22 protein-coding genes are annotated in these 26,429 nt (G+C 73.3%); 6 read left to right on the top strand and 16 right to left on the bottom strand.

What is annotated here, in order from left to right:
* Positions 1-22 precede the first annotated feature (22 nt).
* Positions 23-679 (top strand): response regulator transcription factor, encoded by a 657-nt coding sequence (locus SM793_RS17440; protein WP_320439111.1) that lies wholly within the window; start codon positions 23-25, stop codon positions 677-679.
* A gap of 147 nt (positions 680-826) precedes the next feature.
* Here SM793_RS17440 and SM793_RS17435 read toward each other — a convergent pair whose 3' ends face one another.
* Both SM793_RS17435 and SM793_RS17430 read right to left on the bottom strand, forming a co-directional pair.
* Positions 827-1,096, bottom strand: coding sequence for a DUF6059 family protein (locus SM793_RS17435; protein ID WP_045943131.1), 270 nt, complete (start codon positions 1,094-1,096; stop codon positions 827-829).
* A gap of 200 nt (positions 1,097-1,296) precedes the next feature.
* Positions 1,297-2,319, bottom strand: a complete 1,023-nt coding sequence (locus SM793_RS17430; protein ID WP_320439110.1) for a medium chain dehydrogenase/reductase family protein — start codon at positions 2,317-2,319, stop codon at positions 1,297-1,299.
* Between the two features lie 170 nt (positions 2,320-2,489).
* On the opposite strand from SM793_RS17430, the gene SM793_RS17425 reads away from it, so the two are divergent.
* Positions 2,490-3,119, top strand: coding sequence for a helix-turn-helix domain-containing protein (locus tag SM793_RS17425; protein ID WP_320439109.1), 630 nt, complete (start codon positions 2,490-2,492; stop codon positions 3,117-3,119).
* 359 nt (positions 3,120-3,478) lie between these two features.
* Here the strand turns inward: SM793_RS17425 and SM793_RS17420 are convergent, their stop codons facing one another.
* The gene (locus SM793_RS17420) at positions 3,479-4,186 is read right to left on the bottom strand and encodes a DUF4386 domain-containing protein (RefSeq protein WP_320439108.1); all 708 of its coding nucleotides are present in this window, start codon (positions 4,184-4,186) and stop codon (positions 3,479-3,481) included.
* 213 nt (positions 4,187-4,399) lie between these two features.
* Between SM793_RS17420 and SM793_RS17415 the strand changes: the two genes are divergently transcribed.
* The gene (locus SM793_RS17415) at positions 4,400-4,837 is read left to right on the top strand and encodes a MarR family winged helix-turn-helix transcriptional regulator (RefSeq protein WP_320439107.1); all 438 of its coding nucleotides are present in this window, start codon (positions 4,400-4,402) and stop codon (positions 4,835-4,837) included.
* 73 nt (positions 4,838-4,910) lie between these two features.
* Here SM793_RS17415 and SM793_RS17410 read toward each other — a convergent pair whose 3' ends face one another.
* From SM793_RS17410 to SM793_RS17400, 3 genes are all read right to left on the bottom strand, one after another.
* Positions 4,911-6,104 carry an RtcB family protein gene (locus SM793_RS17410; RefSeq protein WP_320439106.1) on the bottom strand — a complete coding sequence of 398 codons (1,194 nt, stop codon included), beginning with the start codon at positions 6,102-6,104 and terminating at the stop codon, positions 4,911-4,913.
* Positions 6,105-6,487: 383 nt separating this feature from the next.
* Positions 6,488-7,855, bottom strand: a complete 1,368-nt coding sequence (locus tag SM793_RS17405; RefSeq protein WP_320439148.1) for a pitrilysin family protein — start codon at positions 7,853-7,855, stop codon at positions 6,488-6,490.
* A 20-nt stretch (positions 7,856-7,875) separates the two neighbouring features.
* Entirely contained in the window at positions 7,876-9,234 is a 1,359-nt protein-coding gene (locus SM793_RS17400) for a pitrilysin family protein (protein ID WP_320439105.1), read from the bottom strand.
* 263 nt (positions 9,235-9,497) lie between these two features.
* Here SM793_RS17400 and SM793_RS17395 point away from each other — a divergent pair, with 263 nt between their 5' ends.
* Positions 9,498-11,948, top strand: a complete 2,451-nt coding sequence (locus SM793_RS17395) for a DNA topoisomerase IV subunit A (protein ID WP_320439104.1) — start codon at positions 9,498-9,500, stop codon at positions 11,946-11,948.
* A gap of 278 nt (positions 11,949-12,226) precedes the next feature.
* Positions 12,227-13,135, top strand: a complete 909-nt coding sequence (locus tag SM793_RS17390) for a sucrase ferredoxin (protein ID WP_320439103.1) — start codon at positions 12,227-12,229, stop codon at positions 13,133-13,135.
* 75 nt (positions 13,136-13,210) lie between these two features.
* Here SM793_RS17390 and SM793_RS17385 read toward each other — a convergent pair whose 3' ends face one another.
* The 5 genes from SM793_RS17385 to SM793_RS17365 form a co-directional block, all read right to left on the bottom strand.
* Positions 13,211-14,974 carry a cation acetate symporter gene (locus tag SM793_RS17385; protein ID WP_320439102.1) on the bottom strand — a complete coding sequence of 588 codons (1,764 nt, stop codon included), beginning with the start codon at positions 14,972-14,974 and terminating at the stop codon, positions 13,211-13,213.
* Positions 14,971-15,360, bottom strand: a complete 390-nt coding sequence (locus SM793_RS17380; protein ID WP_320439101.1) for a DUF485 domain-containing protein — start codon at positions 15,358-15,360, stop codon at positions 14,971-14,973. The genes SM793_RS17385 and SM793_RS17380 overlap by 4 nt, the downstream gene beginning before the upstream one ends.
* Before the next feature lie 220 nt (positions 15,361-15,580).
* The gene (locus tag SM793_RS17375; RefSeq protein WP_413815982.1) at positions 15,581-15,778 is read right to left on the bottom strand and encodes a response regulator transcription factor; all 198 of its coding nucleotides are present in this window, start codon (positions 15,776-15,778) and stop codon (positions 15,581-15,583) included.
* Positions 15,779-15,822: 44 nt separating this feature from the next.
* Complete coding sequence (locus SM793_RS17370) at positions 15,823-16,074, bottom strand: hypothetical protein (RefSeq protein ID WP_320439100.1); 252 nt, start codon at positions 16,072-16,074, stop codon at positions 15,823-15,825.
* Positions 16,075-16,103: 29 nt separating this feature from the next.
* Entirely contained in the window at positions 16,104-18,215 is a 2,112-nt protein-coding gene (locus SM793_RS17365; RefSeq protein ID WP_320439099.1) for a DNA topoisomerase IV subunit B, read from the bottom strand.
* A 548-nt stretch (positions 18,216-18,763) separates the two neighbouring features.
* On the opposite strand from SM793_RS17365, the gene SM793_RS17360 reads away from it, so the two are divergent.
* Positions 18,764-18,994 carry a hypothetical protein gene (locus SM793_RS17360; RefSeq protein WP_320439098.1) on the top strand — a complete coding sequence of 77 codons (231 nt, stop codon included), beginning with the start codon at positions 18,764-18,766 and terminating at the stop codon, positions 18,992-18,994.
* Positions 18,995-19,242: 248 nt separating this feature from the next.
* On the opposite strand, the gene SM793_RS17355 is transcribed toward SM793_RS17360, so the two are convergent.
* From SM793_RS17355 to SM793_RS17335, 5 genes are all read right to left on the bottom strand, one after another.
* Positions 19,243-20,181: a serine protease gene (locus SM793_RS17355; protein WP_320439097.1), complete on the bottom strand. Its 939-nt coding sequence runs from the start codon at positions 20,179-20,181 to the stop codon at positions 19,243-19,245.
* 207 nt (positions 20,182-20,388) lie between these two features.
* Positions 20,389-22,038: an RNA polymerase sigma factor gene (locus SM793_RS17350; RefSeq protein WP_320439096.1), complete on the bottom strand. Its 1,650-nt coding sequence runs from the start codon at positions 22,036-22,038 to the stop codon at positions 20,389-20,391.
* Between the two features lie 612 nt (positions 22,039-22,650).
* The gene (locus SM793_RS17345) at positions 22,651-23,583 is read right to left on the bottom strand and encodes a FadR/GntR family transcriptional regulator (RefSeq protein WP_320439095.1); all 933 of its coding nucleotides are present in this window, start codon (positions 23,581-23,583) and stop codon (positions 22,651-22,653) included.
* Between the two features lie 109 nt (positions 23,584-23,692).
* Complete coding sequence (locus SM793_RS17340; RefSeq protein WP_320439094.1) at positions 23,693-24,613, bottom strand: hypothetical protein; 921 nt, start codon at positions 24,611-24,613, stop codon at positions 23,693-23,695.
* A gap of 3 nt (positions 24,614-24,616) precedes the next feature.
* Positions 24,617-26,239 (bottom strand): ATP-binding cassette domain-containing protein, encoded by a 1,623-nt coding sequence (locus SM793_RS17335; protein ID WP_320439093.1) that lies wholly within the window; start codon positions 26,237-26,239, stop codon positions 24,617-24,619.
* Between the last annotated feature and the right edge of the window lie 190 nt (positions 26,240-26,429).

Below are 26,429 nucleotides of genomic sequence, written 5' to 3'. Positions count from 1 at the left end.
CACCCTCCCCTTAGGAGCCCCCATGGATCCGGCCGTACCTCGAAACCTCCGCATCCTGGTCGTCGACGACCACGAGCTGTTCCGGGCGGGATTGCGCCAACTCCTCGACCGGATCGATTCTCTGACGGTGGTGGGAGAGGCCTCCAGCGGGGCCGACGTGCTCTCCGCCGTGGAGCGGCTCGCGCCGGACGTGGTGCTGATGGACATCAGCATGCCCGGCACCGACGGCATCGAGGCGACCCGGACCCTGCTCGCCCGCCATCCCCGGGTGGCGGTGGTGATACTGACGGCCGATGACAACGACGACTCCATCGTCTCGGCGGTCCGCGCGGGCGCGCGGGGCTACCTGGTCAAGGGCGCGGGTCTGGACGACGTCCGCCGGGCGATCACCGCGGTCAGCCAGGGCGGCGCGCTGTTCGGGCCGGAGGCCGCCGCCCACCTGCTGGCCCAGGTGCGCCGGCCGGCTCCGGAACGGGAGCCGTTCCCCGACCTGACCCCCCGGGAGATGGCGGTGCTGACCATGCTGGCCGACGGCCGCAACAACGCGCACATCGCGAACGAGTTCGGGCTCTCCACGAAGACGGTGCGCAACTACCTCTCCCGGATCTTCAGCAAGCTCCAGGTGACCGACCGCGCCGAGGCGGCCGTCCGGGCCCGGCGGGCCGGGCTCGGCAATTAGGGTCCGCCCTCGGACCAGCGCACTCGGACCAGCGCCCTCGGACCAGCGCCCGCGGTGCGGCGCCGGGCGGCCGGCCCGGCGATCGCTCCCGGGTCCGGGCCGGTCGACAGGACGGGCCCGTGGCCGGGCCGGGCCGCGGGGGCCCGGTCAGCGCTCCAGCAACTGCGCCCAGAGCTCCTCCTCGCGCCGGCTCAGCGGCTCGGCCGGCGCCGAGGTCCGCTCCGGGTGCCACTCCGGCACCCCCACCGGAGGCAGCACGTCCTCCGGCTTCCGCGCCCCCGGCAGGGCGGAGGGCGAGGTCATCGCCCCCATCGCCAGACCGAGCCAGATCAGCCCGTCCGCCAGGTAGCGGCCGCCGCGCCGCATCCAGCGGCGCAGCAGCAGACGGCGGTGGGCACGGCGCAGGGCGGTTCGCATCGGGGGCCTCCGACGGGACGGCAACGGGGGGAAGCGGTGCTACCGCCATCCTGCGGACCGGCCGTCCCACCGTCATGGGTCGGGAATCCCCAACACGCTGGGAACCTTTCCTGCCCCGTCCCCGGCCGCCGCCCTCCTGATCGGGGACAGGAGTACGGCGGCCCGGGCGCGCCCCGTGCCCGGGGGGCGCGCCCCTTCGGTCAGGCCGCGGCCGGGACGAGCACGATCTTCCCGGTGACCGCGGCGGTCTCCATCGCCCGGTGCGCGTCCGCCGCCTCCTCCAGCGGCATGGTGCGGCCCACCCGCGGCTTGACCAGGCCCTTCTGCAGCAGCTCCAGCACGGTCGCGAGGTCCTGCTGGTACGCGGCCGGGTGGGACTTCTCCAGACTCCAGGCGTTGTAGAACAGGGTCCGCTTGCCGTCCGGGATCAGCTTCGGCAGCACGATGCCGCCCAGGAAGCCCTGGGCGCCGGTCAGCAGGTCCCGCTGGTTGCCGCGCAGCGCGGCGTTCTGGCCGAAGCCGACCATCACGCCGCCGCGCCGCACCGCCTGGTACGAGCGGAGGAAGTGCGGGCCGCCGATCGGGTCGAACACCGCGTCCACCGCGCCGCCCGGCAGGCCGCGCACCACCCGGCGGAAGTCCTCGGTGTCCCGGTCGATCGGGCGGCCGCCGAGCGCCCGCACCTGGTCGGCCCGGGCGGCGGAGCAGGTGCCGTAGACGGTGACCCCGGCGAGCGCGGCCAGTTCCAGGAAGGCGGTGCCGACGCCGCCGGACGCGCCGTGCACCAGCACGGTGCCGCCCTGCCTGACCTCGGCCACCCGGTGCAGCATCTGCTGGGCGATGAAGTAGTTCAGCGCGAGCGCCGAGGCCTCCACCGGGTCGACGCCCTCGGGCAGCGGGACCAGCCGGTTGGCGGCCACCAGTGCGTACTCCGCGTAGCCGCCGCTGCGCACCAACGCGACCACCCGGGTGCCCGGTTCGGGGGCCCTGGTGCCCGGTCCGACCTGGTCCACCACCCCCACCAGGTCGTATCCGGGGGTGAAGGGCCGCTTGGGGCCGCCGGGGATCACGCCGGCACGGAGCAGAATGTCACCGTAGGAGACGCCGGCGGCGAGCACCCGGACCCGGACCTGGCCGCCGGCCGGTGCCGGGAGTTCATCGCTGGACAGCCTCAGGACCTCGGCTCCGCCGAGCCTCGGCACACTCACGTGGCGGTACCTCATCGTGGCCTCCGCAATATGGGGGATGTCGTGACGGGAGTGGCGCCGGTCCTCTGCGGGGGGCGGGCACGGGAGGCGGACGCCGCCGCCCCCGTTCCCTGCCCCCGTATTTTTATATAGACTGAGTGTACAATGAATGTGATAGCACCCGCCTCAGGAGACGTCAACAGCCCATGAGCCCACGCCAGTACCGAGCCGGCCAACGCCAGGTAGCCGCCGAACAGACCCGCACCCGCATTCTGGAGGCGGCCTGCGAGCTGCTCACCGGGGAGAAGGGCCCGGCCTCGTTCAGCATGGACGCCGTCGCCAAGACCGCCGGAGTGGCGCGGATGACCGTCTACTACCAGTTCGACTCGAAGACCGGCCTGCTGGAGGCACTCTTCGACGATCTGGCCCAGCGCGGCGGGATGGCCAGGATGCCCGCGGCGTTCATGGCCCCCAGCGGCCGCGAGGCGCTCACCGCGCTGCTCGACGTGCTGAACGGCTTCTATGCCTCCGGCCGGGTCGCACTGCGCCGGCTGCGCGGCCTGGGAATCCTCGACCCGGAGCTCGACACCGCGCTGCAGAGCCGCAGCGAGCGGCGGCGCGGCGGCCTCCAGGTGGTACTGAACCGCCTGCTCGCCGACCGGGGCGCCGAGGTCGACGAGGCCGGGCTCGACGAACTGGTGGAGATGCTGTTCATGCTGACCAGCTTCGAAACCTTCGACCTGCTGGCCGGCCCGGGCGGCCAGAGCGATCCGGTCGCCCGCCGCGTCGAGGAGCTGATTCTCGCCGTTCTCGACCGCCGTCTCGCGGCGGCCTGACAGCCGGGCGGCTCCCCCGCCCATGACTCACGGGCCCGTCGAGCGGACCCCTTTCACTCGCGTCACTTCCGCACCACGCGCGTCCGCCCCCGGACCGCACCGAGCCGCCGGCCGGCGACCCCCCTCCGGTCGCCGTACGACGGTAGGCGGCGCGGCGGCCTTCCTCCCCAGGACACCGCCGCGCCGCCCTCCCTTTTCCTCACGAGCCCTGCGGCCCGCTCGGTAGCGACCGGTCCGCCGCGCCTCCCGGCGCCGCGCCCCCGCCGCCCGCCCCCAACCGGGACGGCCCCACCCCCGGAGCACCACCAACGGGGGTCCGGGCCGTCACCGCGCCGGAGCAGTCAGAACGCCGGGCGACCCTAGGCCGGGTCGGCCTCGGCACCCGGCGTGCGGCGCGGACGCTGCTTGGGCAGGATCACGCTGGCCGCGATGAGCCAGATCAGGCCGCCGAAGCGGGCGATCGGCAGGAAGAAGCCGAGGCTGGTGGAGAGCAGGGCCAGGGTGCCCAGCACCCCGATCCCGGCGAGCACCAGGCCGGCCCAGGCGAAGCCCTTCGGCCCGAAGCCGAGCAGCAGCATCGGCACGGCCACCCCGGCCAGCATCACGGCGAACGGCACCACGTGCCCGGGGCCGCCGGTGGCGAAGGTGAGGTCGGCCAGCGAGCGGGCCAGCGAGGCGTCGCCGAGGTCCCCGGACCGGGAGGCGGCCCAGACGGTGAGGCCGCACATCGCCATCGCGGCGGAGGCGAGCACTCCGGACACCAGCGCGATGCCGGGGCCGGGGGCGGTGACGCCCAGGCGGCGCAGCCGCTGGTAGACGATCGCAGCCCAGACCGCGAGCGGCAGCGAGGCGCCGAACTGCAGCGTCCCGGACACCTTGGCGGCGGTCGCGTGGTCCTTGTAGTAGGCGAGGGTGTCGGCCGCCGAATCGGTGGGCAGCGGGGTCTGCCGGGCGAGCACGACGGACACCACCATCAGCGCCGCGAACGCCACGGCGGGCAGCAGCAAAGGGGGGCCCGACTGCTGTCGCCGGGCGGAAGCGGCCGGCACCGCGGATGTCGTGGTCATGAGGGGCACTCCAGTCGAGAACGGGTCGATGGGTGGTCCGGAGGCCGACGTCGGACGGATCGGCACCGACGCCAGTAGTTCCTTGTCCAGAATAGTTCACCCGGGGACATCATTGTCCACTGGTATCGTGTTTCCATGACCGAACCTCCCGACCGCGCCCCGTCGCCCCATCCGGGACCGCAGGGAGCCCAAGTCGCATTTCTGCTGTCCCAGTTGGGTGAGCACGCGTCGCAGGCCTTCGCCCGGCGGGTCGCCGAGCTCGATCTCACCCCGGCCCAGGCGGGTCTGCTCCGGGCGGTCAGCCTGGCCCCCGGCCAGCACCAGCAGGAACTCGCCCGGCGGCTCGGCATGTCGCCGAGCCGGTTCGTGGCCTTCATCGACGCCATCGAGGAACGCGGACTCGTCGAGCGCCGCCGCAACCCCAAGGACCGCCGGTTCCAGGACCTCTACCTCGCGCCCAAGGGCGAGGAGGTGATGCGCGGGCTCGCCGAGGCGGCGCTCGCCCACGAGGAGACCCTCTGCACCGGCCTCGACCCGCAGGAACGTATCGCCCTGGCCGGACTGCTGCGCCGGATCGCCGAGGCGCAGCAGCTCACCGCCGGGGTGCACCCCGGCTACCGGCGGCTGAACCCCCGGCGCGACGGCGTCTGAACGAGCCGGTCCGGGCACGCGCAAGCCCCCGGCCGACGACCGGGGGCTTCGTACGACGGGTACCGGAGCGCTCTCAGCCCTTGACGCAGACCACCTGCTTGAGGTGCGCCACGATCTCGACGAGGTCCCGCTGCTGCTCGATCACCTTCTCGATCGGCTTGTAGGCGCCCGGGATCTCGTCCACCACCCCGGCGTCCTTGCGGCACTCCACGCCCGCGGTCTGCTCGGCCAGGTCGCTCGTGGTGAACCGCTTCTTCGCGGCGGAGCGGCTCATCTTCCGGCCGGCGCCGTGCGAGGCCGAGTTGAACGACGCCTCGTTGCCCAGCCCGCGCACGATGTACGACCCGGTGCCCATCGAGCCCGGGATGATCCCGTAGTCACCGGCCCCGGCCCGGATCGCGCCCTTGCGGGTGACCAGCAGGTCGACGCCGTCGTAGCGCTCCTCCGCGACGTAGTTGTGGTGGCAGCTGATCACCTCGTCGAAGGCGACCTTCGCCCGCGGGAACTCGCGCCGGACCACGTCCTGGAACAGCGCCATCATCAGCGCCCGGTTGCGCTTGGCGTACTCCTGCGCCCAGAAGAGGTCCTGCCGGTACGCGGCCATCTGCGGGGTGTCCGCGATGAACACCGCGAGGTCGCGGTCGATCAGGCCCTGGTTGTGCGGCAGCGACCGGGCCACGCCCATGTGGTGCTCCGCCAGCTCCTTGCCGATGTTGCGCGAGCCCGAGTGCAGCATCAGCCAGACCGCGCCGGTGTCGTCGACGCACACCTCGATGAAGTGGTTGCCGCCGCCGAGCGTCGCCATCTGCTGGGCGGCCCGGTCCCGGCGCCACTTCACCTCGGACGCGACCCCGTCGAACCGCTGCCAGAAGTCGTCCCAGCCCCCGGTCGGGGCGCCGCGCAGCTTGCCCGGGTCGACCGGGTCGGTGTGCAGACCCCGCCCGACCGGGATGGTCCGCTCGATCTGCGAGCGCAGCCGCGACAGGTCGTCCGGCAGGTCCTTCGCGGTGAGCGAGGTCTTCACCGCGCTCATCCCGCAGCCGATGTCCACGCCGACCGCGGCCGGGCAGACGGCGCCGCGCATGGCGATCACCGAACCCACGGTCGCCCCCTTGCCCAGGTGGACGTCGGGCATCACGGCGAGCCCGTGCAGCCAGGGCAGCGAGCTGATGTTGCGCAGCTGCTGCATGGCCTGGCCCTCGACGGTGGCCGGGTCGGTCCACATCCGGATCGGAGTCCGGACGCCGGGTACCTCGGTGTACGACATGGTTCAACGACCTCCTGGGGTCGGACGGTTCAAGCGTAGGCGGGTGCCGCGCGAAAGACCCGGCGCGGCCCGGGAACGTCAGTGGTGCGGCGGCGCTCGGCCGACGCGGGAGCGGTGCTCAGACCGCCAGGGGGCATCGGGAGGACAGTCTCGGGGAGCGCCGCCGGGGTTGCTCGACCCGCATCGTGACCGCCTCCTCTCCGTGTGTGCACCGGTTGCCGGGGATATCTAGCCACGCACCGCGCCACCGCGGCAAGGGAATTAACGCCGGCACCGGAACCGGACGCCGGGCGCTGGAACCGGCGCCGGTACGCGAAAGGGCCCGGCGGAGCGTCGTGACGCTCCGCCGGGCCCTCGGGTCCGCTGCCGGACCGGGTGCCGGATCAGGCCCCGATCACGGTCACCTCGCCGATGCCCAGCTCACGCACCTGGTCCGCGAACGCCGAGGCGTCACCGACCAGGACCGTCACCAGCCGGTCCGGCGGGAAGGCGCTCACCACGGCCTCGGTGGCGGCGGCGGTCGACAGCTCGGCCAGCTGCCGGTAGACCTCGGCCTGGAAGTCGTCCGCCAGGTGCTGCTCGACCTGGTCGGCCAGGGTGCCGGCGACCGAGCCCGCCGTCTCGTACTTCAGCGGCGCCACCCCGACCAGGAACTGCACCGCCTCGTCGCGCTCCGCGTCGGTGAGCCCCTCCGCGGCCAGCGTGCGCAGGATGGTCCAGGTGTCGGCCAGCGCCGGGGCGGTGGAAGCGGTGTCCACCGAGCCGCTGATCGCCAGCATGGCGCGCCCGCTGCCGTCGGGGCCCGAGCGCAGCGGCTGCGCGAACGCCCGCACGCCGTAGGTGTAGCCCTTCTCCTCCCGCAGCACCCGGTCCAGCCGGGAGGTGAGGGTGCCGCCCAGGCAGTAGGTGCCGAGGATCTGCGCGGCCCAGGCCGGGTCGTGCCGGTCCGGGCCGATCCGCCCGATCAGCAGCTGGGTCTGCACCGAACCGGGCCGGTCCACGATGATCACCCGGCCGGTGTCGTCAGCGGTGACCGGGGCGTGCGCGGCCGCCGCGGCCGGAGTGCCCTTCCAGCCGCCGAGGGTGGACTCCAGCAGGGCCGGCAGATCGGTGCCGGTGAGGTCGCCGACCACCACCACGGTGGTGGTGGCGGGCCGCACATGCCCCTCGTAGAAGGCCCGGACGGCGGCCCGGTCGATGGTCTTGACCGTCTCGGCGGTGCCGCCGCGCGGGCGGGAGAGCCGGTCGGCGGCGTCGAACAGCGAGGCGTACAGCGCCTTGGCGGCCCGCCGGGCCGGGTTGGCCTGCTCGTGCACGATCTCGTCCAGCCGGTTGGCGACCAGCCGCTCGATCTCGTCCTGCGGCAGCGCCGGGCTGCCCAGCGCGGCGGCCAGCAGGTCCAGGCCGCGGGCCAGCCGGGAGGCCGGGACCTCCAGCGAGACCCGGATGCACGGGTGGTCGGCGTGCGCGTCCAGGGTGGCGCCGGCCCGCTCCAGCTCGGCCGCGAACTCCTCGGCGGTCAGCGTGTCGGTGCCCTCGCTGAGCGCCCGGGCCAGGATCGAGGCGACGCCGTCCAGGCCCTCCGGCTCGGCGGCGAGCGGGGCGTCGAGCAGCACGTCGACGGCCACCAGCTGCTGGCCGGGGCGGTGGCAGTGCAGCACCGTGATGCCGTTGCCGAGGGCGGCGCGCTCCGGCGCCGGGAACGCCCACGGAGTGGGGGTGCCGGGCTGGGGCTGCTCGTGGAAAGTCATGGCGGGGACGTACTCGGTGCTCATACGGCGGCGCCCTCCTCGTCGGTCTCGGCGGTGGCAGCGGTCTCGGCGGCGGTGTCCTCGGCCGTGGTCGGCTCGTACACCAGGACCGCCCGGTTCTGCGGGTGCAGCCGGGCCGCGGCGACGGCCCGCACCTCCTCGGCGGTGACGTCGAGGACCTTCGGCAGGGCGTCGTTCAGCAGCTTCGGGTCGCCGAACAGCACCGCGTAGCGGCAGAGTTCGTCGGCGCGGCCGGCCACCGTGGTGAGCCGGTCCAGCCACTCGCGCTCGATCTGCGCCTGGGCGCGCTCCAGTTCGGCCGGGGTCGGGCCCTCGGCCGCGAACCGGGCCAGCTCCTCGTCGACGGCCGTCTCGATCTGCTCGACGGTGGCGTCGCCGGAGGTCTTGACGTCCAGCCAGCCCAGGCTCGGCGCGCCGGACAGCCGCAGCAGGCCGAAGCCCGCGGCGACGGCGGTGCGGTCCCGGCGGACCAGCCGGTTGTACAGCCGGCTCGACTCGCCGCTGCCGAGGACGGTCAGCGCCAGGTCGGCGGCGTCCGCCTCGCGGGTGCCGTCGTGCGGCAGCCGGTAGGCGGCCATCAGCGCGCGGGAGGGCACGTCCTCGCGGATCAGCTCGCGGATCTCCCGGCCGATGCTCTCCGGCAGGGCGCCGTCGCGCGGCGGCTGCTTGCCGTCGTGCGCGGGGATGCTGCCGAAGTACTTCTCCACCCAGGCGATCGCCTGCTCGGGGTCGATGTCGCCGACCACCGAGAGCACCGCGTTGTTGGGCGCGTAGTACGTGCGGAAGAACGCCCGGGCGTCCTCCAGGGTGGCCGCGTCCAGGTCGGCCATCGAGCCGATCGGGGTGTGGTGGTAGGGGTGGCCGTCCGGGAACGACAGCGCGGTGAGCCGCTCGAACGCGGTGCCGTAGGGCACGTTGTCGTACCGCTGGCGGCGCTCGTTCTTCACCACGTCGCGCTGGTTCTCCATCGACGCGTCGTCGAGGGCGGCCAGCAGCGAGCCCATCCGGTCCGCCTCCAGCCAGAGCGCGAGCTCCAACTGGTGGGCCGGCATGGTCTCGAAGTAGTTGGTGCGCTCGAAGCTCGTGGTGCCGTTGAGCGAGCCGCCGGCGCCCTGGACGAGCTCGAAGTGCCCGTTGTTGGACACGTTGGCGGACCCCTGGAACATGAGGTGCTCGAACAGGTGGGCCAGCCCGGTGCGGCCCTTCACCTCGTGCCGGGAGCCCACGTCGTACCAGAGGCAGACCGCGGCCACCGGGGTCAGGTGGTCCTCGGAGAGGACGACGCGCAGGCCATTGGCCAGGCGGTGCTCGGTGATGGCGATGCCTCGCTGCTGGGAGGCGGGGGCCGGGTTGGCCATGCGCTCGGGTCCTTCCCGTCGTCGACGTCGGGGGGTTTTCGTGTGGCGTCCCCCATTGTGGTGCAACGCGCGAGCGCTGTGGATGTGTCCGCGCGGGCAGGGCGTTCGCCAGGGGCGGAAGAGGGGCGCTGGCCGGGACTGTCGGCGGGAGGGTCCACAATGGGGGCGCCGAGCCCTGTTGACAACACCGCCGACAGCCCGGCGAGACCGCGCCGACGAGACGTGGACGAGAAGCAAGCGAGACGTAAGGGAGCCCCGCCGCGATGGCCCGCCGCAGTTCGCAGACCCCGCCCCCCGGAGACTTCGAGGAGCGCATCCTCGACGTCGACGTCGTGGACGAGATGCAGGGCTCGTTCCTCGAGTACGCCTACTCCGTCATCTACTCCCGGGCCCTTCCGGACGCGCGGGACGGCCTCAAGCCGGTGCACCGCCGCATCCTGTACCAGGCCAACGAGATGGGCCTGCGCCCGGAGCGCGGGCACGTCAAGTGCGCCCGCCTGGTCGGCGAGGTGATGGGCCGGCTGCACCCGCACGGCGACGCCTCCATCTACGACTCGGTCGTCCGCATGGCCCAGCCGTTCTCGATGCGGCTGCCGCTGATCGACGGCCACGGCAACTTCGGCTCGCTCGGCAACGACGACCCGCCGGCCGCGATGCGCTACACCGAGTCGCGGCTCACCGCCGCCTCGATGGCCCTGGTCGAGTCGATCCACGAGGAGACCGTCGACTTCGGCCCCAACTACGACGGCAGCGAGCAGGAACCGCTGGCCCTCCCCGCGGCCTTCCCCAACCTGCTGGTCAACGGCGCCACCGGCATCGCCGTCGGCATGGCCACCAACATGCCGCCGCACAACCTCTCCGAGGTCGTCGCCGCCGCCCGGCACCTGATCAAGCATCCGACCGCCGACCTCGACACCCTGATGCGGTTCGTCCCCGGCCCCGACCTGCCCACCGGCGGACGGATCGTCGGCCTCTCCGGCATCAGGGACGCCTACGAGTCCGGCCGAGGCACCTTCAAGATCCGCGCCACCACGACCGTCGAGGCCGTCAGCGCCCGCCGCAAGGGCATCGTGGTCACCGAGCTGCCGTACAACGTCGGCCCGGAGAAGGTCATCTCCAAGATCAAGGACCTCGTCAACGCGAAGAAGCTCCAGGGCATCGCGGACGTCAAGGACCTCACCGACCGCGCACACGGGCTGCGCCTCGTCATCGAGGTCAAGAACGGCTTCGTGCCCGAGGCCCTGCTGGAGCAGCTCTACAAGCTGACGCCGATGGAGGAGACCTTCGGCATCAACAACGTGGCACTGGTCGACGGCCAGCCGCTCACCCTCGGCCTCAAGGAGCTGCTGGAGGTCTACGTCGACCACCGCTTCGAGGTGGTCCGCCGGCGCAGCGACTTCCGCCGCCGCAAGCGGCAGGAGCGGCTGCACCTGGTCGAGGGCCTGCTGATCGCCCTGATCGACATCGACGAGGTCATCGCCCTCATCCGGTCGAGCGACAACGCGGCCCAGGCCAAGGAGCGCCTGATCGAGCGCTTCTCGCTGAGCGAGACGCAGACCGCGTACATCCTCGACACCCCGCTGCGCCGGCTCACCCGCTTCGACCGGGTCGAGCTGGAGCAGGAGCAGGCCAAGCTCAACTCGGAGATCGCCGAGCTGACCGAGATCCTGGAGTCCGACACCAGGCTGCGCAGCGTGGTCTCCACCGAACTCGGCGCCGTCGCCAAGCAGTTCGGCACCGAGCGGCGGACCGTCCTGCTGGAGGCCGGCGCCGCTCCGGCCACCTCGCTGACCGTTCCGCTGGAGGTCGCGGACGATCCGTGCCGGGTGCTGCTCTCCTCCACCGGCCTGCTCGCCCGCACCGGCGACGGCGAGCCGTTCGAGGTGTCGGAGAAGCGCGCCAAGAACGATGTGATCGTCTCGGCGGTGCCGACCACCGCCCGCGCCGACATCGGTGTGGTCACCTCGGCCGGCCGGGTCCTGCGGCTGCCGGTCATCGACCTGCCGGCACTGCCGCCCACCCCGTCGCCGACACTGGCCGGCGGCGCGCTCGTCACCGAGTTCCTCCGACTGGAGGACGGCGAACGGGTACTCGCGCTGACCACGCTGGACGAGTCCTCCCCCGGCCTGGCGCTGGGCACCGTCCAGGGCGTCGTCAAGCGGGTGGTCCCCGAATGGCCCGCCAACAAGGACGAGTTCGAGGTGATCGGGCTCAAGGAGGGCGACGAGGTGGTCGGCGCCGTCGAACTCCGCACCGGCGAGGAGGACCTCGTCTTCATCACCTCCGACGCCCAGTTGCTGCGCTACCCCGCCGGGCAGGTCCGCCCGCAGGGCCGGCCGGCCGGCGGCATGGCCGGCGTCAAGCTGTCCGACGGCGCCCGGGTGCTCTCCTTCAACGCCGTCGACCCGGCCGTCGACGCGGTGGTCGTCTCGGTGGCCGGCACCGCCGGCACCCTCACCGGCGAGGCCCAGTCCAGTTGGAAGGTCACCCCCTTCGAGCAGTACCCGCGCAAGGGCCGGGCCACCGGCGGGGTGCGCTGCCAGCGCTTCCTGCGCGGCGAGGACGCGCTCGCCTTCGCCTGGGCCGGACCGGCTCCCGCCCGCGCCGCCGGGCCCAAGGGCGCGCCGGTCGACCTGCCGGAGCGCGACCCGCGCCGGGACGGCTCCGGCACCCCGGTGACCAGCCCGATCAGCACCGTGGCCGGCCCCGTCTAGACCGGGCCCGCCACCCCCGGAGGGGCGCCGACCGGCCGGCGGTTTCCAGCGGTCGGCGCCCCTCCGGCGTTCCCTGCACAGGTCTTCCGTCCGTCCTGGGCACCCGATCCACCCGGCCACCGGCCCGGACCGGACCGCCACGCACCGACGCAGCCGGCCGTCCCCCGACCGCCCCGGCCCGACCCGGACCGGCGCACACCCAGGCGGCCGGCCGGGCCGCGGTCGCCCACGCCCCGGCGGCCGGGCCACCGGCGGACGGCAAGGGTAGCCTTACCGACGTGAGCACCTGTGCGACGTTGTCGCGTGAACTGTCGGAGCCGCTGGCTGCCACCGCCGCGACCGCCACCACCTGGCTGCTGGTCGAACAGCCCGGCCCGTGGGGCGCGAAGGCGCTCGGCCAAAGCCACCTGGACCCGGAGGTCGGCCGCGCGCTGGACGCCGCGACCGCGGGCACCGGCGTCCGGGTCGCGCTGATCCGCCGCCCCGGCCGGCACGCGGACTGCCTGCCGACCCCCAAGCACGAAGTGGTCGTGGCACACACCGTGCCGACCCCCGGCCGGAGCTGGGTGCGCCGGAGCGAGGTCGCGGACCCGGCGGAGCTGCTCGCCCTGGACTTCGCCGCGCTGGGCGCCGGCGACCACGGCGGCTTCGGGACTCCCCACATCGGCGGCCCGATCGCCCTGGTGTGCACCAACGGCCGCCGCGACCGCTGCTGCGCCCTGCTGGGCCGCCCCCTCGCGGCCGATCTGGCCGCCGCCGGGCACAGCGAGGTGTGGGAGGTGACGCATCTGGGCGGACACCGCTTCTCCCCCACGATGCTGGTCCTGCCGTACGGCTACACCTACGGACGGCTGACCGCCGAATCGGCCAAGGAGGTACTGGCGGCGACGGCGGCCGGCCACATGGCGCCCGAGTGGTCGCGCGGCTGTTCCGGCTGGGACCGGCCGGGCCAGGCCGCCGACCAGGCCGTACGGCTGGTCACCGGCGAGACCCGGGCGGAGGCGCTGACCGTGGCCCAGCGGGCGGACGGCGCGGGCCGCTGGCGGGTCGGCGTCCGGCACGAGGACGGCCGGTCCTGGGAGGTCGAGGTGGCCGAGGGCGTCAGCGAGCCCGCCCGGCCCGAGAGCTGCGGCAAGGCGGCGGGCACGCCGTCCCGGATGGAGGTCACCTCCCTGCGCGAGCTCTGAGCGCCCCGGGGCGGAGGAACGGCACGACCCCCGGCGGAAGTCCGCCGGGGGTCGTGGAAGTCGGCCGCCCCACCGTCAGGCGGCCCCGGCCCCGGTCAGGGACCGGACCTCCAGCTCGGCGTACCGGTCCGGATCGGCCGGCTCGGGCGAGGTGAGGGTGCCGATCCACCCGGCCAGGAAGCCGAGCGGGATGGAGACGATGCCCGGGTTCTCCAGCGGGAACCAGTGGAAGTCCACGCCGGGGAAGAGCGCCACCTTGGTACCGGACACCACCGGCGAGAAGGCCACCAGCACCACCGCCGGAATCAGCCCGCCGTACACCGAGCAGACCGCGCCGCGCGGGGTGAACCGCCGCCAGAACAGGCTGTAGAGCAGCACCGGAAGGTTCGCGGAGGCGGCCACGGCGAAGGCCAGGCCGACCAGGAAGGCGACGTTCAGCTGCTGCGCGAAGAGGCTCAGCACGATGGCCACCGCGCCGATCCCGACCGCCGCGATCCGGGCGACCAGCACCTCCTGGCGCTCCGTGGTCGCCGGCGCGCCCTCCGCCGTCACCTCCGCCGCCGCTCCGGTCGCGGCGTCCGCGCCGCCGCGCGCCCGCCGGGAGGCCGGGACGAGCGCCCGTCGTCCGCGCGCCCCCCGCACCCCGCGGCCGCCCCGCGACCGGCGGGGGCGCCCCCGCCAGGCGCCCGCCCAGATGTCGTGGGCGAAGGCCGCCGAGGAGGCCAGGGTGAGCCCGGCGACCACGGCGAGGATGGTGGCGAAGGCGATCGCCGAGATCGCCGCGAACAGCACCACCCCGCCGGTGGAGCCGTTGCCGCCGCCGAGCACCAGGGCGAGCAGCGGGACGGCGGTGTTGCCCGCCGCGTTGGCGTGCCGGACCTCCGCCGAGCCGACCAGCGCGGTGGCGCCGAGGCCCAGCGCGATGGCCATCAGGTAGAAGCCGCCGACCAGCCCGATCGCCCACATCGTCGAGCGCCGGGCGGCCCGGGCGGTGGGCACGGTGTAGAAGCGGGACAGGATGTGCGGCAGGCCCGCGGTGCCGAGCACCAGCGCGAGGCCGAGGCTGAAGAAGTCCAGCCGGCTGGTGAAGCTCTTGCCGTACTTCAGCCCGGGCTCCAGGTACCGCTGGCCGGCGCCGCTGTGCTGGGCCGCCTGCCGCATCAGCTCGGCGACGTCGCCGTGGAAGCGCACCATCAGCAGCACGGTCAGCAGCACCGAGCCGGCGACCAGCAGGAACGCCTTGACGATCTGGATCCAGGTGGTGGCCCGCATCCCGCCGACCGTGACGTAGACGACCATCAGACCGCCCACCGCCACGATGGTCCAGGTCCTGGCCTCGGCGCTGTTGGTGCCCAGCAGCAGGGCGACCAGGCTGCCCGCGCCGACCATCTGGGCGACCAGGTAGAACAGCGTGACCACGACGCTGGCGCCGCCGGCCGCGGCCCGGACCTTGCGCCGGCGCAGCCGTAGGGCCAGCACATCGGCCAGGGTGTACCGGCCGGCGTTCCTGACCAGCTCCGCGACCAGCATCAGGACCACCAGCCAGGCCACCAGGAAGCCGATGCTGTAGAGCACGCCGTCGTACCCGAACAGCGCGATCAGCCCGGCGACACCGAGGAAGGAGGCGGCGGAGAGGTAGTCGCCGGAGAGCGCGAAGCCGTTCTGCAGCGGCGTGAAGTCGCGGCCGCCGGCGTAGAAGTCGTCGGCGCCTCCGCCTCGGCGGCGGCCCACCCAGAAGGTGATCCCGAGGGTGACCAGGACGATGACGGCGAACAGCACCACGGCCAGGTCGTGGTGGTCGCCGGCGGGGGCGACGGGGGGCGGGGTGGCGGTCCTCATCGCAACTGGTCCTGGGTGTCCCAGCGCAGCGACAGGGCGGCCCGGTCGCGCTGGGTGCGGGCGTTGCGGGCGTAGAGCCAGGTCAGCAGGAAGGTCGTGGCGAACTGCAGCAGGCCGAGCAGCCAGGCCACGTTGACCGGGCCGGCCACCGGGGTGCGCATCAGCCCGGGGGCGGCGGCCTGGGCCGCCACGTACAGCAGGTACCAGGCGAGGAACACACCGCTGACCGGGAAGACGAAGGACCGGTAGCTGTGGCGGATCCGCTGGAAGGCCAGGCTGTTCTGGACGGAGCGGTAGACCTCGGTGCTGGCCTCGTCCGAGGGGCCGGCCCCGGGCTCGGCCCCGGCCGGCGGCGCGGGCGGTACCGGGGGCGTCGGGGCCGGCACCGAAACCGGCACCGCTACCGGTGGTGATGCCGGTGCCGAGGCCCACCAGTCCAGTTGTCCGCCCGGCTCTGGACTTCTCGTCTGCGGTTGTGGCACGGCTGCTCCTGGACCGGGGGGGTTGTGACCCGAACCATCATGGCGTCGCCCCAACTCCCCAAACTCCCAACGCAGATACGTTCACTCGATGAGGTGATCGATGATCCGACAGACGCTCATCCGACTACTGCGGCGACCCGGTGATTCCGTGTCGGAAGGCGTACGCGACCGCTTGCGCCCGGTCCCGCACGCCGGTCTTGGCGGACAGGTTGTCGACGTGGGTCTTCACGGTCGCCGGACCGACGTACGGCCGACGGGCGATCTCGGTGTCGGAGAGGCCCTCCGCGATCAGCCCCAGCACCTCCGCCTCCCGCGCGGTCAGCCCGGCCGCGGCGCCGCGGCCGGCGCCGCGGCTTCGTCCCTCACCTACGGCGCCACCTCCTCGGGCAGGTGGCGCAGTTCGACCGTGCAGCGCGCGCCGGGGGCGTGTTCGCGCACATCGGTCGGTGCCTCCTGTGCCGTGCGCCGGAGTGCGAGCCCCGCCCCGGCGGCCCGCGCGGCCCGCTCCTGGACGAGCAGCCGCCGCACCGTCCCGCGCGCCTCGACGTCCAGCCGCAGCAGGTGGCCGAGCAGCAGCCGACGGCGGGTGGAACCGACGCGAAGGGGCCCTCCACCCACGGGTGGAGGGCCCCGGTCGACGGGGTCGCTCAGGCGTCGATGCGCGAACGGTCCAGGGTGGCCGCCGAGTCCACGATGAACTCCTTGCGCGGCGCCACGTCGTTGCCCATCAGCAGGTCGAAGACCTTCTCCGCCTGGTCCAGGTCGCCCAGGTTGATCCGGCGCAGCGTGCGGTGGCGCGGGTCCATGGTGGTCTCGGCCAGCTGGTCGGCGTCCATCTCGCCGAGGCCCTTGTACCGCTGGACCGGGTCCTTCCAGCGCAGGTTCTTGCGCTGGAACTCCAGCAGGGTGGAGCGCAGCTCGGAGTCCGAGTAGGTGTAGTGGTACTTCTCCTGGCCGCGCTTGGGGTTGGTGAGCTCGATCCGGTGCAGCGGCGGCACGGCCGCGAAGACCCGGCCCTGCTCGACCATGGGCCGCATGTACCGCTGGAACAGGGTCAGCAGCAGGCAGCGGATGTGCGAGCCGTCGACATCGGCGTCGGCCATGAAGATGACCCGGCCGTAGCGGGCCTGGTCGATGTCGAAGGTACGGCCCGAACCGGCCCCTATCACCTGGATGATCGCCGCGCACTCGGTGTTCTTGAGCATGTCGCTCACGGACGCCTTCTGCACGTTGAGGATCTTGCCGCGGATCGGCAGCAGGGCCTGGAACTCGGAGTTGCGGGCCAGCTTGGCGGTGCCGAGCGCGGAGTCGCCCTCGACGATGAAGAGTTCGCTGCGCTCGACGTCGTCGCTGCGGCAGTCGGCCAGCTTCGCCGGCAGCGAGCTGGTCTCCAGCGCGGTCTTCCGGCGCTGGGCCTCCTTGTGCTGGCGGGCGGCGACCCGGGTGCGGGCGGCGGCCACGACCTTCTCCAGCACCGCCCGGGCCTGGACCTTCTCGTCCCGCTTGCCGGAGGTGAGGAAGGTCTTGAGCTCCTTGGCGACGACGGCCGCGACGATCCGGTTGGCCGCCGAGGTGCCGAGCACCTCCTTGGTCTGGCCCTCGAACTGCGGCTCGGCCAGCCGGACGGTGACCACGGCGGTGAGTCCCTCGGTGGTGTCGTCCTTGGTGACGTCGTCCTCGGCGACCCGCAGCAGCTTGGTGGCCCGCAGTACCTCGTTGACGGTCTTCGCCAGCGAGCGTTCGAAGCCCGTGACGTGGGTACCGCCCTTGGGAGTGGCGATGATGTTGACGAAGGAGCGCAGCGTGGTGTCGTAGCCGGTGCCCCAGCGGAGCGCGATGTCCACCCCGAGCTGCCGGGTGACCTCGGTCGGCGTCATGTGCCCGAGCTCGTCCAGGACGGGCACGGTCTCCTTGAACGTGCCCTCGCCGTGCAGCCGCAGCACGTCGCTGATCGGCTTGTCCGGCGCCAGGAACTCGCAGAACTCGGCGATGCCGCCGTCGAAGTGGAAGGTGCTCTCGTCGACGCTGTCGCTCTCGGTGAGCCGCTCGTCACGCACGAGGATGGTCAGGCCGGGGACCAGGAAGGCGGTCTGGCGGGCCCGGTTGTGCAGGTGCTCCAGCGAGAGCTTGGCGTCCTTGAGGAAGATCTGCCGGTCCGCCCAGTAGCGGATGCGGGTGCCGGTGCGGGCCTTGGGCACCTTGCGGGCCCGGCTGAGGCCGTTGGCCGCCTCGAACGGGGCGTCCGGGCCGGCCTCGGTGAAGATGCCGGGGGTGCCGCGCCGGAAGCTGATCGCGTGGGTGTGGCCGCTGCGGTCGACCTCGACGTCCAGCCGGGCCGAGAGCGCGTTGACCACGGAGGCGCCGACGCCGTGCAGACCGCCGGAGGCCGCGTAGGAGCCGCCGCCGAACTTGCCGCCGGCGTGCAGCTTGGTCATCACGACCTCGACGCCGGACAGCCCGGTCTTGGGCTCGATGTCCACCGGGATGCCGCGCCCGTTGTCGCGGACCTCGACCGAGGAGTCCTCGTGCAGGACGACCTCGATCCGGTCGCAGTGGCCGCCCAGCGCCTCGTCCACCGAGTTGTCGATGATCTCCCAGAGGCAGTGCATCAGACCGCGGCTGTCGGTCGAGCCGATGTACATGCCGGGACGCTTGCGGACCGCCTCCAGGCCCTCCAGGACGAGCAGGTGCCGAGCGGTGTAGTTGGAACCGTCGTCGCCGGCCAGCAGAGCGGACGGCACGGTCGTTTCGGCACTCACGCGGCACTCTCCTCGGTGAAGTTCTGTCTCATCGGTCACATTCGGGCGCATCCGGACAGGTCCGGAGCGTCCGCCAGTGCAGCACACCACACCGACAGCCGTTCCCCTCCGTGTGCACCCCTCTCCGCTGGGTGCGCAGCACGGCAGGCCGGTCCCGCGCAGCTTGTACGCGCTCCGCGAACAAGAGCCGTGCCGGATTCGGGACGCCGGGGCGCCATCTCCTCCCGGTACCACTGCTCCTGGCGGACCGTGGGACCGGGCACAGGCTCCGGAACTGCCGTTATGCAGGCTACCGGGGCCTGGGACGGGGCTTATGCTCCAACCCAGCAGAGGATTATGCTACGCGGACTCCCGCACCCGGTTCCGATCGGGCGTTCGAGCCGCGGGCGGATCCTGGGATCCGGTACGCATGAACCACCGGCCCCCGGGGCACGTCCTCATCAACACAGCAGAATCCTCAGAGAAGAAAAGCCACGAGCGGGAACGTTTTCGGCCTGGTTGGATGTTGACCCTGGTACGACAGCTCGTCGAGCTAGAGAAGAGGCGACGTGACTACTGTTCTGACCCCTGCGAGCCCGCTGACCGCGGCTGACCGCTGCGACCGCTGCGGCGCCCAGGCTTATCTGCGCGTCGTACTCGCCAGCGGTGGAGAGCTGCTCTTCTGTGCCCACCACGGCCGGAAGTTCGAGCCGGAGCTCAAGAAGATCGCCGTGGAGATACAGGACGAGAGCAACCGCCTCGGCACCCCTGCCGCCACGGCTGACAACGACGAACGCTGATCCCGGGCGTCGACAGCAGCAGACCCACGTCGAGCTGTGTCCGGTCACACACCGCGCGTGACCGGTTGAGCCGGGCGACCGCCCCTTCCGAGGGCCGGCCGCCCGGCTTCGTCGTTCCCGGACCCTCTCGTTCCCGGACCTCTCGGTCCCGGACCGCTCATTGCCGGAGCCCTTGTTCCAGGAGCCCTCGTTCCAGGAGCCCTGGCGCCGGAAGCGGCCCGATCGGGCGGCGGCCCGTGCCCGTTCGGTTACAGAAGGGAGCGGACCACGTCGGAGACCGAGGCGATCCTGGTGTAGACACCCGGGTGGGCGGCCTCGGCGCAGCCCGTCCCCCAGGACACCAGCCCCGCGAGCCGGCCCGCGACCACCAGCGGCCCGCCGCTGTCGCCCTGGCAGGCGTCCTTCCCGCCCCGCTCCTCGCCCGCGCACACCATGCCCCGGGCGTCGAAACGCCCGTCCTGGCCGCCGGGGTAGGCCTGTGCGCAGGTCTGGTCCGCGATGATCGGCACATCCACGCCCCGCAGCTGGGGCGAGTAGTCGCCGTGGCCGGTGGTGTCCCCCCAGCCGTAGACCCGGGCCGGGGTCCCCGCGCGGTACGGCTCGGTCTCGCCCTGGCCGACCAGGCCGATCACCGGCCTGCTCCCCTGGGACTCGGCGAGGGTGACCACCGCCACATCGTTCATGTTGGTGGTGAAGGAGTAGTCGGGGTGGATCCGGACCTCCCGCACCTCCACCTCCCGGCCGACCGTGCCGCGCAGGTCGTCCCGGCCGACCACGACCCGCAGCCCGGGCCGGTCCACCTGGTGCCCGCCGGACTCGTTGTAGAAGCAGTGCGCCGCCGTCACCACCTTGGTCGGGGTGACCAGCGCTCCCCCGCAGAACTGGCCCGAGCGGCCGGAGCCGAACTGCTGCCGGCTGGCCAGGGCCACCACCCACGGATGGTCACCCGTGGTCTCGGTCGTTCCGCCGACGATCCGCCCCTGGGGCCGGGCCTGCGCGGCGGCGGTGGCCGGACCGAGGACCAGCAGCGGCGCGGGCAGCGCGGCCAGCAGCGTCAGCACGGCGGCCCGGCGGTACCGGGGCGCCCGGGCGGGAACGGGCCGGGCCGCGCGCGCGGCGGGGCGTGCGGCGCGGGGCGCTTCGGTCGGGGGGTCGGCGCGGTCCGGACGGTCCGGGGTGGGCGGCACCGTGTCTCCAGGTGGCTCGGCAACGGGCAGGCAACCGCCACAGCGTAGGTGACCGGACACGGTCCGCGACCGCTCGGCGCCGCACCGCCACCCGGACGAGCGACAACGGCCACCCGGACGGTGACGCCCACCCCTCCGGAACAGCCGGAAGGCCCGGAGCGCGGAGCTCCGGGCCTTCCGGTCGGACCGTTCGTGCCGAACCGTCGATCAGTCCAGGTAGTCGCGCAGCACCTGGGAACGCGACGGGTGACGCAGCTTGGACATGGTCTTCGACTCGATCTGGCGGATGCGCTCACGGGTGACCCCGTACACCTTGCCGATCTCGTCGAGCGTCTTCGGCTGACCGTCCGTCAGGCCGAAGCGCATCGAGACCACGCCCGCCTCGCGCTCGGACAGGGTGTCCAGGACCGAGTGCAGCTGCTCCTGGAGCAGGGTGAAGGAGACCGCGTCGGCCGGGACGACGGCCTCGGAGTCCTCGATGAGGTCACCGAACTCGCTGTCGCCGTCCTCGCCGAGCGGGGTGTGCAGCGAGATGGGCTCGCGACCGTACTTCTGGACCTCGATGACCTTCTCGGGGGTCATGTCGAGTTCCTTGGCCAGCTCCTCCGGGGTGGGCTCGCGGCCCAGGTCCTGGAGCATCTGGCGCTGGACGCGGGCCAGCTTGTTGATGACCTCGACCATGTGCACCGGGATACGGATGGTGCGGGCCTGGTCGGCCATCGCGCGGGTGATCGCCTGGCGGATCCACCAGGTCGCGTAGGTGGAGAACTTGTAGCCCTTGGTGTAGTCGAACTTCTCGACCGCACGGATCAGACCGAGGTTGCCCTCCTGGATGAGGTCCAGGAAGAGCATGCCGCGACCGGTGTAGCGCTTGGCCAGCGAGACCACCAGGCGGAGGTTGGCCTCCAGCAGGTGGTTCTTGGCCCGACGGCCGTCCTCGGCGATGATCTCCAGCTCGCGCTTGAGCTTGGGGGCGAGCTTGTCGGCGGCCGAGAGCTTGTCCTCGGCGAACAGGCCGGCCTCGATCCGCTTGGCGAGCTCGACCTCCTGCTCGGCGTTGAGCAGCGGGACCTTGCCGATCTGCTTCAGGTAGTCCTTGACCGGGTCGGCGGTGGCACCGGCGACGGCCACCTGCTGGGCCGGGGCGTCGTCCTCGTCGTCGTCGGAGAGGACGAAGCCCTCCGACTCCTCCTCCGGGGCGTCGCCCTCGGCGGCGGGCTTGTCGCCGGGCAGGGCCACGTCCTCGAGGGTCTCCTCCTCGCCGTGGGCCTCCTCCTCGCCGCCCTTGCCCGCGGTCTTGGCGGTGGTCTTCTTGGCGGCGGCCTTCTTGGCCGGCGCGGCGGCCTTCTTGGCGACGGCCTTCTTGGCCACGGCCTTCTTGGCGACGCCCGCCTTCGCCTCGGTGCCGACGGTCGCCCCCTCGGCGGTGATCTCGGCGGACACGGTGCTGACCGGCGCGGCGGCGGCCGCGACCGTCGGAGTGGAGACGGGCGCACCGGGCGCGATGCGCACGGGCGGCTTGGTCGGGGCCGACGGAGCGGCCGGGTTCCGAGTGGTGACCGCCTTGGTCGCGGTGCGCTTGGCGGGGCTCTTGGCAGCAACGCTCTTGCGCTTGGCGCCGGCCGGTTCGGCCGCGCTGACCATGAGGTCCACCCCCTCCTCAATCAGAACCTGGTTGAGGCTGCGCATGACGTTCTTCCACTTGGTGACCGGGATCTGGTCCGCCTCGAACGCCTGGCGTACGTCGTCACCGGCGATCTGCCCCTGGGCCTTGCCCCGCTCGATGAGCGCCAGCAGAGCCGCGGACTCGGCGATCTCGGGGGGAAGTGAACGGGATGTGCTGGCCGACACGAACAACCTCTCGGACGATGAGTGGACTCGAACCCGTACCGGCCGCCCGAGCGGGCGGGGAAGGAGATCGCGCATCGGGCACGCGGTGTCGATTCCGACCGACTCGGGTTTGAGGTCTGGGTTTGCAGGACGGCAGCAGCGCCGCGGACCAACACAGCATTCTGACACGTTGGGTTATTCCGGAGCCGCTCCCGCTCAGGAGACATCGCTGCTGCTCGTCAAGTGTTACGCATGGCCTTCGTGTCGCGGGTCACACCGGTCGGCGGCCGCGGCCCGGGGCCGACCTCCATCATCCCCCACCCGCGAGCGAACCATTCACCATGGACACGCCATTCCACTGTCCGGCGGGTACGGGCGGTTCCGAACGGCCGTCGAACCGCTACCGGGACACCCCTTCCGCCCCCTCCGCCCCTCTGTTTCCGGTTTCGGTTTCTGTTTCGCACGGCCCCGGACATACGAAGACCCCCCGGGCCGCACCGTGGCGGCAGCCGGGGGGCCGGGGTCGCGAGGGGGACTGCGGGAGGGCCGCGGAAGAATCGCGGACGTCGGATCACGACGGGGCGGGTCGGGTAGCAGGTCGCGGGGCGGGACGGCGGTGTCCGGTCGCCGAACGTCCGCTCAGTGCTCCCGGGGCGCCGGGACGGACGGCTCGATCTCGGCGTGGACGGTGAGCAGCGCCCGCATGGTGTTCTCGGCGGCACTGCCGTCGCCGGAGCCGAGCGCCTCCACCAGTCGGGCATGCAGCCCGACCGAGGACTCCGAGGGCCGCTCGCAGACGGTGGCCGGCCCGCCGGACACCTGGAGCGCGCAGGCGACGATCCCGGAGAGGTGCTCCAGCATCCGGTTCCCGGCCAGCTGCAGGATGAGCACGTGCAGCTCGGCGTCGGCCCGGGAGTAGGTGGCGAGGTCCGCCTGGGCGCAGGCGTGGCCCATGATCTCGATCAGCTCGGCCAGCCGCTGCTGGATGTCCTCCCGGCCGTGGCCGGAGGCCAGCCGGGAGGCCATCGGCTCGATCGTCCAGCGCAGCTCGAACAGCTCCCGGCGCTGCTCGTCGCGCTGCGGGCCGAAGGCGCGCCACTCGATGATGTCCGGGTCCAGGAGGTTCCAGTCGCTGACCGGGCGGACCCGGGTGCCGACGTTGGGGCGGGCGCTGACCAGGCCCTTGGCCTCCAGCACGCGCAGCGACTCGCGGACGACGGTGCGGGAGACCTCGAACCGCTGGCCGATCTCCTCCGGGACGAGCGGCCGGTCGGCGCCGAGGTCGCCGGAGACGATCATCTGGCCCAACTGCTGGACGAGCTGGCCGTGCAGGCCTCGGCCCCGGCTGCTGGTGGTCTTGCGGCCGACCCGGCCGAGGTCCGACTCGGCGCCCTCCCAGCGGGGCGCCGGCGGGACGGGCCGGTCGGCGTAGGAGTAGCGGTCCAGGTCGGCGGAGCCGGAGACGGCCCCATCGGCGGAACGGGCGGGGGTCATGGTGGGGTGCGCAAGGGTACTCACAGCTCCTTTGTCGGCGATCGGCGGGCACAGCTTGAGAATTCTCGTGAAAAGCACACGAAAGGGTGATCGCCCGTGACTGGATAATTGACTTCTTATCAGGGTGAACAGCTCATTACGGTCACCCTTGGTCGATCTTGGCGAACCGCCCCGGCCCGCCGCGGACTCAGAGCGCCCGGCGCCGGGCCTGCACCACCAGGGTGACCAGCAGCAACACCAGCACCGGCGTCACCACGGCGACCAGCAGCGCCGGATCGGTCAGGGCCGGAGCCGCCGACACCACGCCGCCTCCCGCAACCCGGCCGTCCCCGCCGTACACCCATCCGTACGCCCACTCGATCCCCGACGGGAACGGCAGCAGTTCCGCCGCCCGGGCCGGCCACGGCGTCCCGCTCTGCCGCAGCACCAGCGCCACCACGGACTCCAGCAGCGGCGGCAGCGCGCAGAGCAGCAGGACCCCGGCGGTGGCGCTCCGGGTCAGGGCGGCGGTCAGCACCCCGGTCCAGCCCGCCAGAACCACCAGCAGCACGAAGGCCAGCAGCGCGGCCGGCGCCCCCTGGCCGGCCACCAGGGCCAGCGGCGCCGCCACCGGCGGCAGCACGTCGAGTCCGCCAGGACCGGACGGGGCCAGCGCCCCCGCGACCCGGGCGGACAGCGCGGCCGGGTCCGACCAGGCCGCCACCGCCACCCCGGCGGGCAGGGCGAAGTGCACGGTCACCGCGTCGACCAGCACCGTGACCAGGGCGAGCAGCGCCGCCAGGGCACCGGTCACCGCCAGCTTCGCCGTCAACAGCCGGACCCGGCGCGGGTAGGACACCTGGGAGGCGACCAGGCCCCGGTGGCGCACCTCGTGGCCGTACGCCAGCGCGCCCAGCACGCCGGCGCCCAGTGCCGCGAACGGCAGCGGCACCAGCGGCACCGCCGCCGTCAGCAGCCGCACCGCGGCCGCGCCTCCGAGGGTCCGGTCCGTCACCTGGTCCGCCAGCATGCCGGCGACCACCGCGTCGCAGACCACCACGAGCCCGAGCAGCAGCCAGGTCGAACGCAGGCCGCGCACCCGGCGCAGCTCATAAGCCAGAACACGCACGGTTCACTCGCTCCGAAGGTCAGAGGTGACGGGAACAACGGGCCCGGCCGGAAGCGCCCCGGCCGGATGCGCCCCGGCCGGAAGCGCTCCCGGTGAGGCCGACCGGTCCGGCGCGGGCCGGTGGGGCCGCTCGGGCTGCGGGCGGGTGACGCGGCCCAGGCGGACGGTGTCGTCGCCCAGCAGTCCGTCGGCCGCCTCCCCCGGGCGCTCGTCGGCGCCGGCCTTCGGCGGGGCCGCGGGGGCCTGCGCCGAGGGCGCCAGGCCGGTCAGTCCGTCCCGGAAGAGCCGGTCCACCGCGACGACCGGAGAAGTCTCGTCCTCCCGCCGCCCGCCGCTGCGGCGCCCGGTCCACGCGGTCCGGGCGCCGCGGCGGGGCCCCGGAGCGGCCGGAGCGGCCGGAGCGGCCACGGCCGACGAGCCACCGGCCGGGGACGGCGCGACCGGCAGGGCAAGGGTGGGGGCGGGCTCCGGATCCCGGGCGGCGGCGGCCATCACCCGGGGCCGCGCCACCGGCATCGCCATCGTCCGGTCGGCCTGTCCGGGCTGTCCGGGCTGTCCGGGCTGTCCGGGCTGTTCTGTCCGGTGAGCCTGACCGGCCCTTTCTGTCGGCCCGGCCGTCACCGCCACCGCGTCCTCCGGCAGCGCCGCGGCCGTCGCCGTCGGAGCCACCGGCGCAGCTGCGGCTTCGGGCGTCCGGGGGCGCCCCGGGCCGCTCGCGACCACCCGCAGGTCCGCCCTGGGCGCCGGCCGCTCGACGACCCGGTCGGCGAGTTCGTGCAGCAGGATGCCGTGGCGGTAGGCGAGCTCGCCGATCTCGGTCCGACCGACCCCGGACACCGCGAGTTCGGTCCCGCCGTCCCGCCGGACCTGCGCGCCCTGACCGGCCAGCAGATCGGCGAGCCGGGCCATCTGGGGGCCCCGCACCGCGACCTCCGGGCTGAGCCGGGTCCGCCGGAACTCCGTCACCGACTGGTCCGCCGCCATCCGCCCCCGGTCCAGGGTCACCACCCGGTCGGCGAGCTGAGAGGCCTCCTGCGGGGTGCGGGTGGTGACCAGGACCGTCCCCCCGTCCGCGGCGAAGGACCGCAGGAAGGCGTGGAACCACTCCACGTTGCGCGGCGAGAGGCCTTCGGTGGGCGTGTCCAGGAGCAGCGTGCCGGGCTCGCCGAGCAGGGCGGCCGCGAGGGCCAGCCGCCGGTGCATGCCCGGCGAGTAGGTGCGCAGACGCTGCTCGGCGACGGCCGCGAGCCTGGTCCGCTCCAGGAGTTCGTCCGCCCGCCGGGCGGGCACGCCGACCGCGGCCGCCAGCATCCTGAGGTGCCCCCGGGCCTTCCGGCCGGGGTGTCCGGCGAGGTCGGCCGCCCCGGGGATGTCGCCGGATCCGGACAGGACCACGCCGACCTCGCGCTCCGGCCGGCGCAGCCGGCGGTAGGTGCGGCCGGCGAAGAGGGTGACGCCCCGGCCCCGTTCGAGTTCCAGCATCAGCCGCAGCGCGGTCGACTTGCCCGCCCCCTCGGGACCGAGCAGGGCCGTCACCGCGCCCGGTCGGGCCTCGAAGGTCAGGTCCGACAGCACCGGGGGGCCTCCCCCACGGTGCACCTTGGTCAGTCCGGTGATCTGGATCATCGCTGGCTGCTCCCATGCCCTCGGCCGACCTGGTCCGCGGCGCGCCGGGTCGCACCCGCACGGTTCCGCGCCAGCACATTAGGGGCCCGCGGCGGAGATTCCGGGCATTACGGGAACGCCACGGGCCGACCGCCCGCACACCTCACCCGATCAGGGGAAAATCCGATCCTGCGACCGAGACGCGTGGGCC

It is taken from the genome of Kitasatospora purpeofusca, assembly GCF_034043715.1.
Lineage (GTDB): Bacteria > Actinomycetota > Actinomycetes > Streptomycetales > Streptomycetaceae > Kitasatospora > Kitasatospora purpeofusca_A.
The sequence above is the reverse complement of the archived record's forward strand: the minus strand, read 5'-3'. Positions and strand labels throughout refer to the sequence as shown.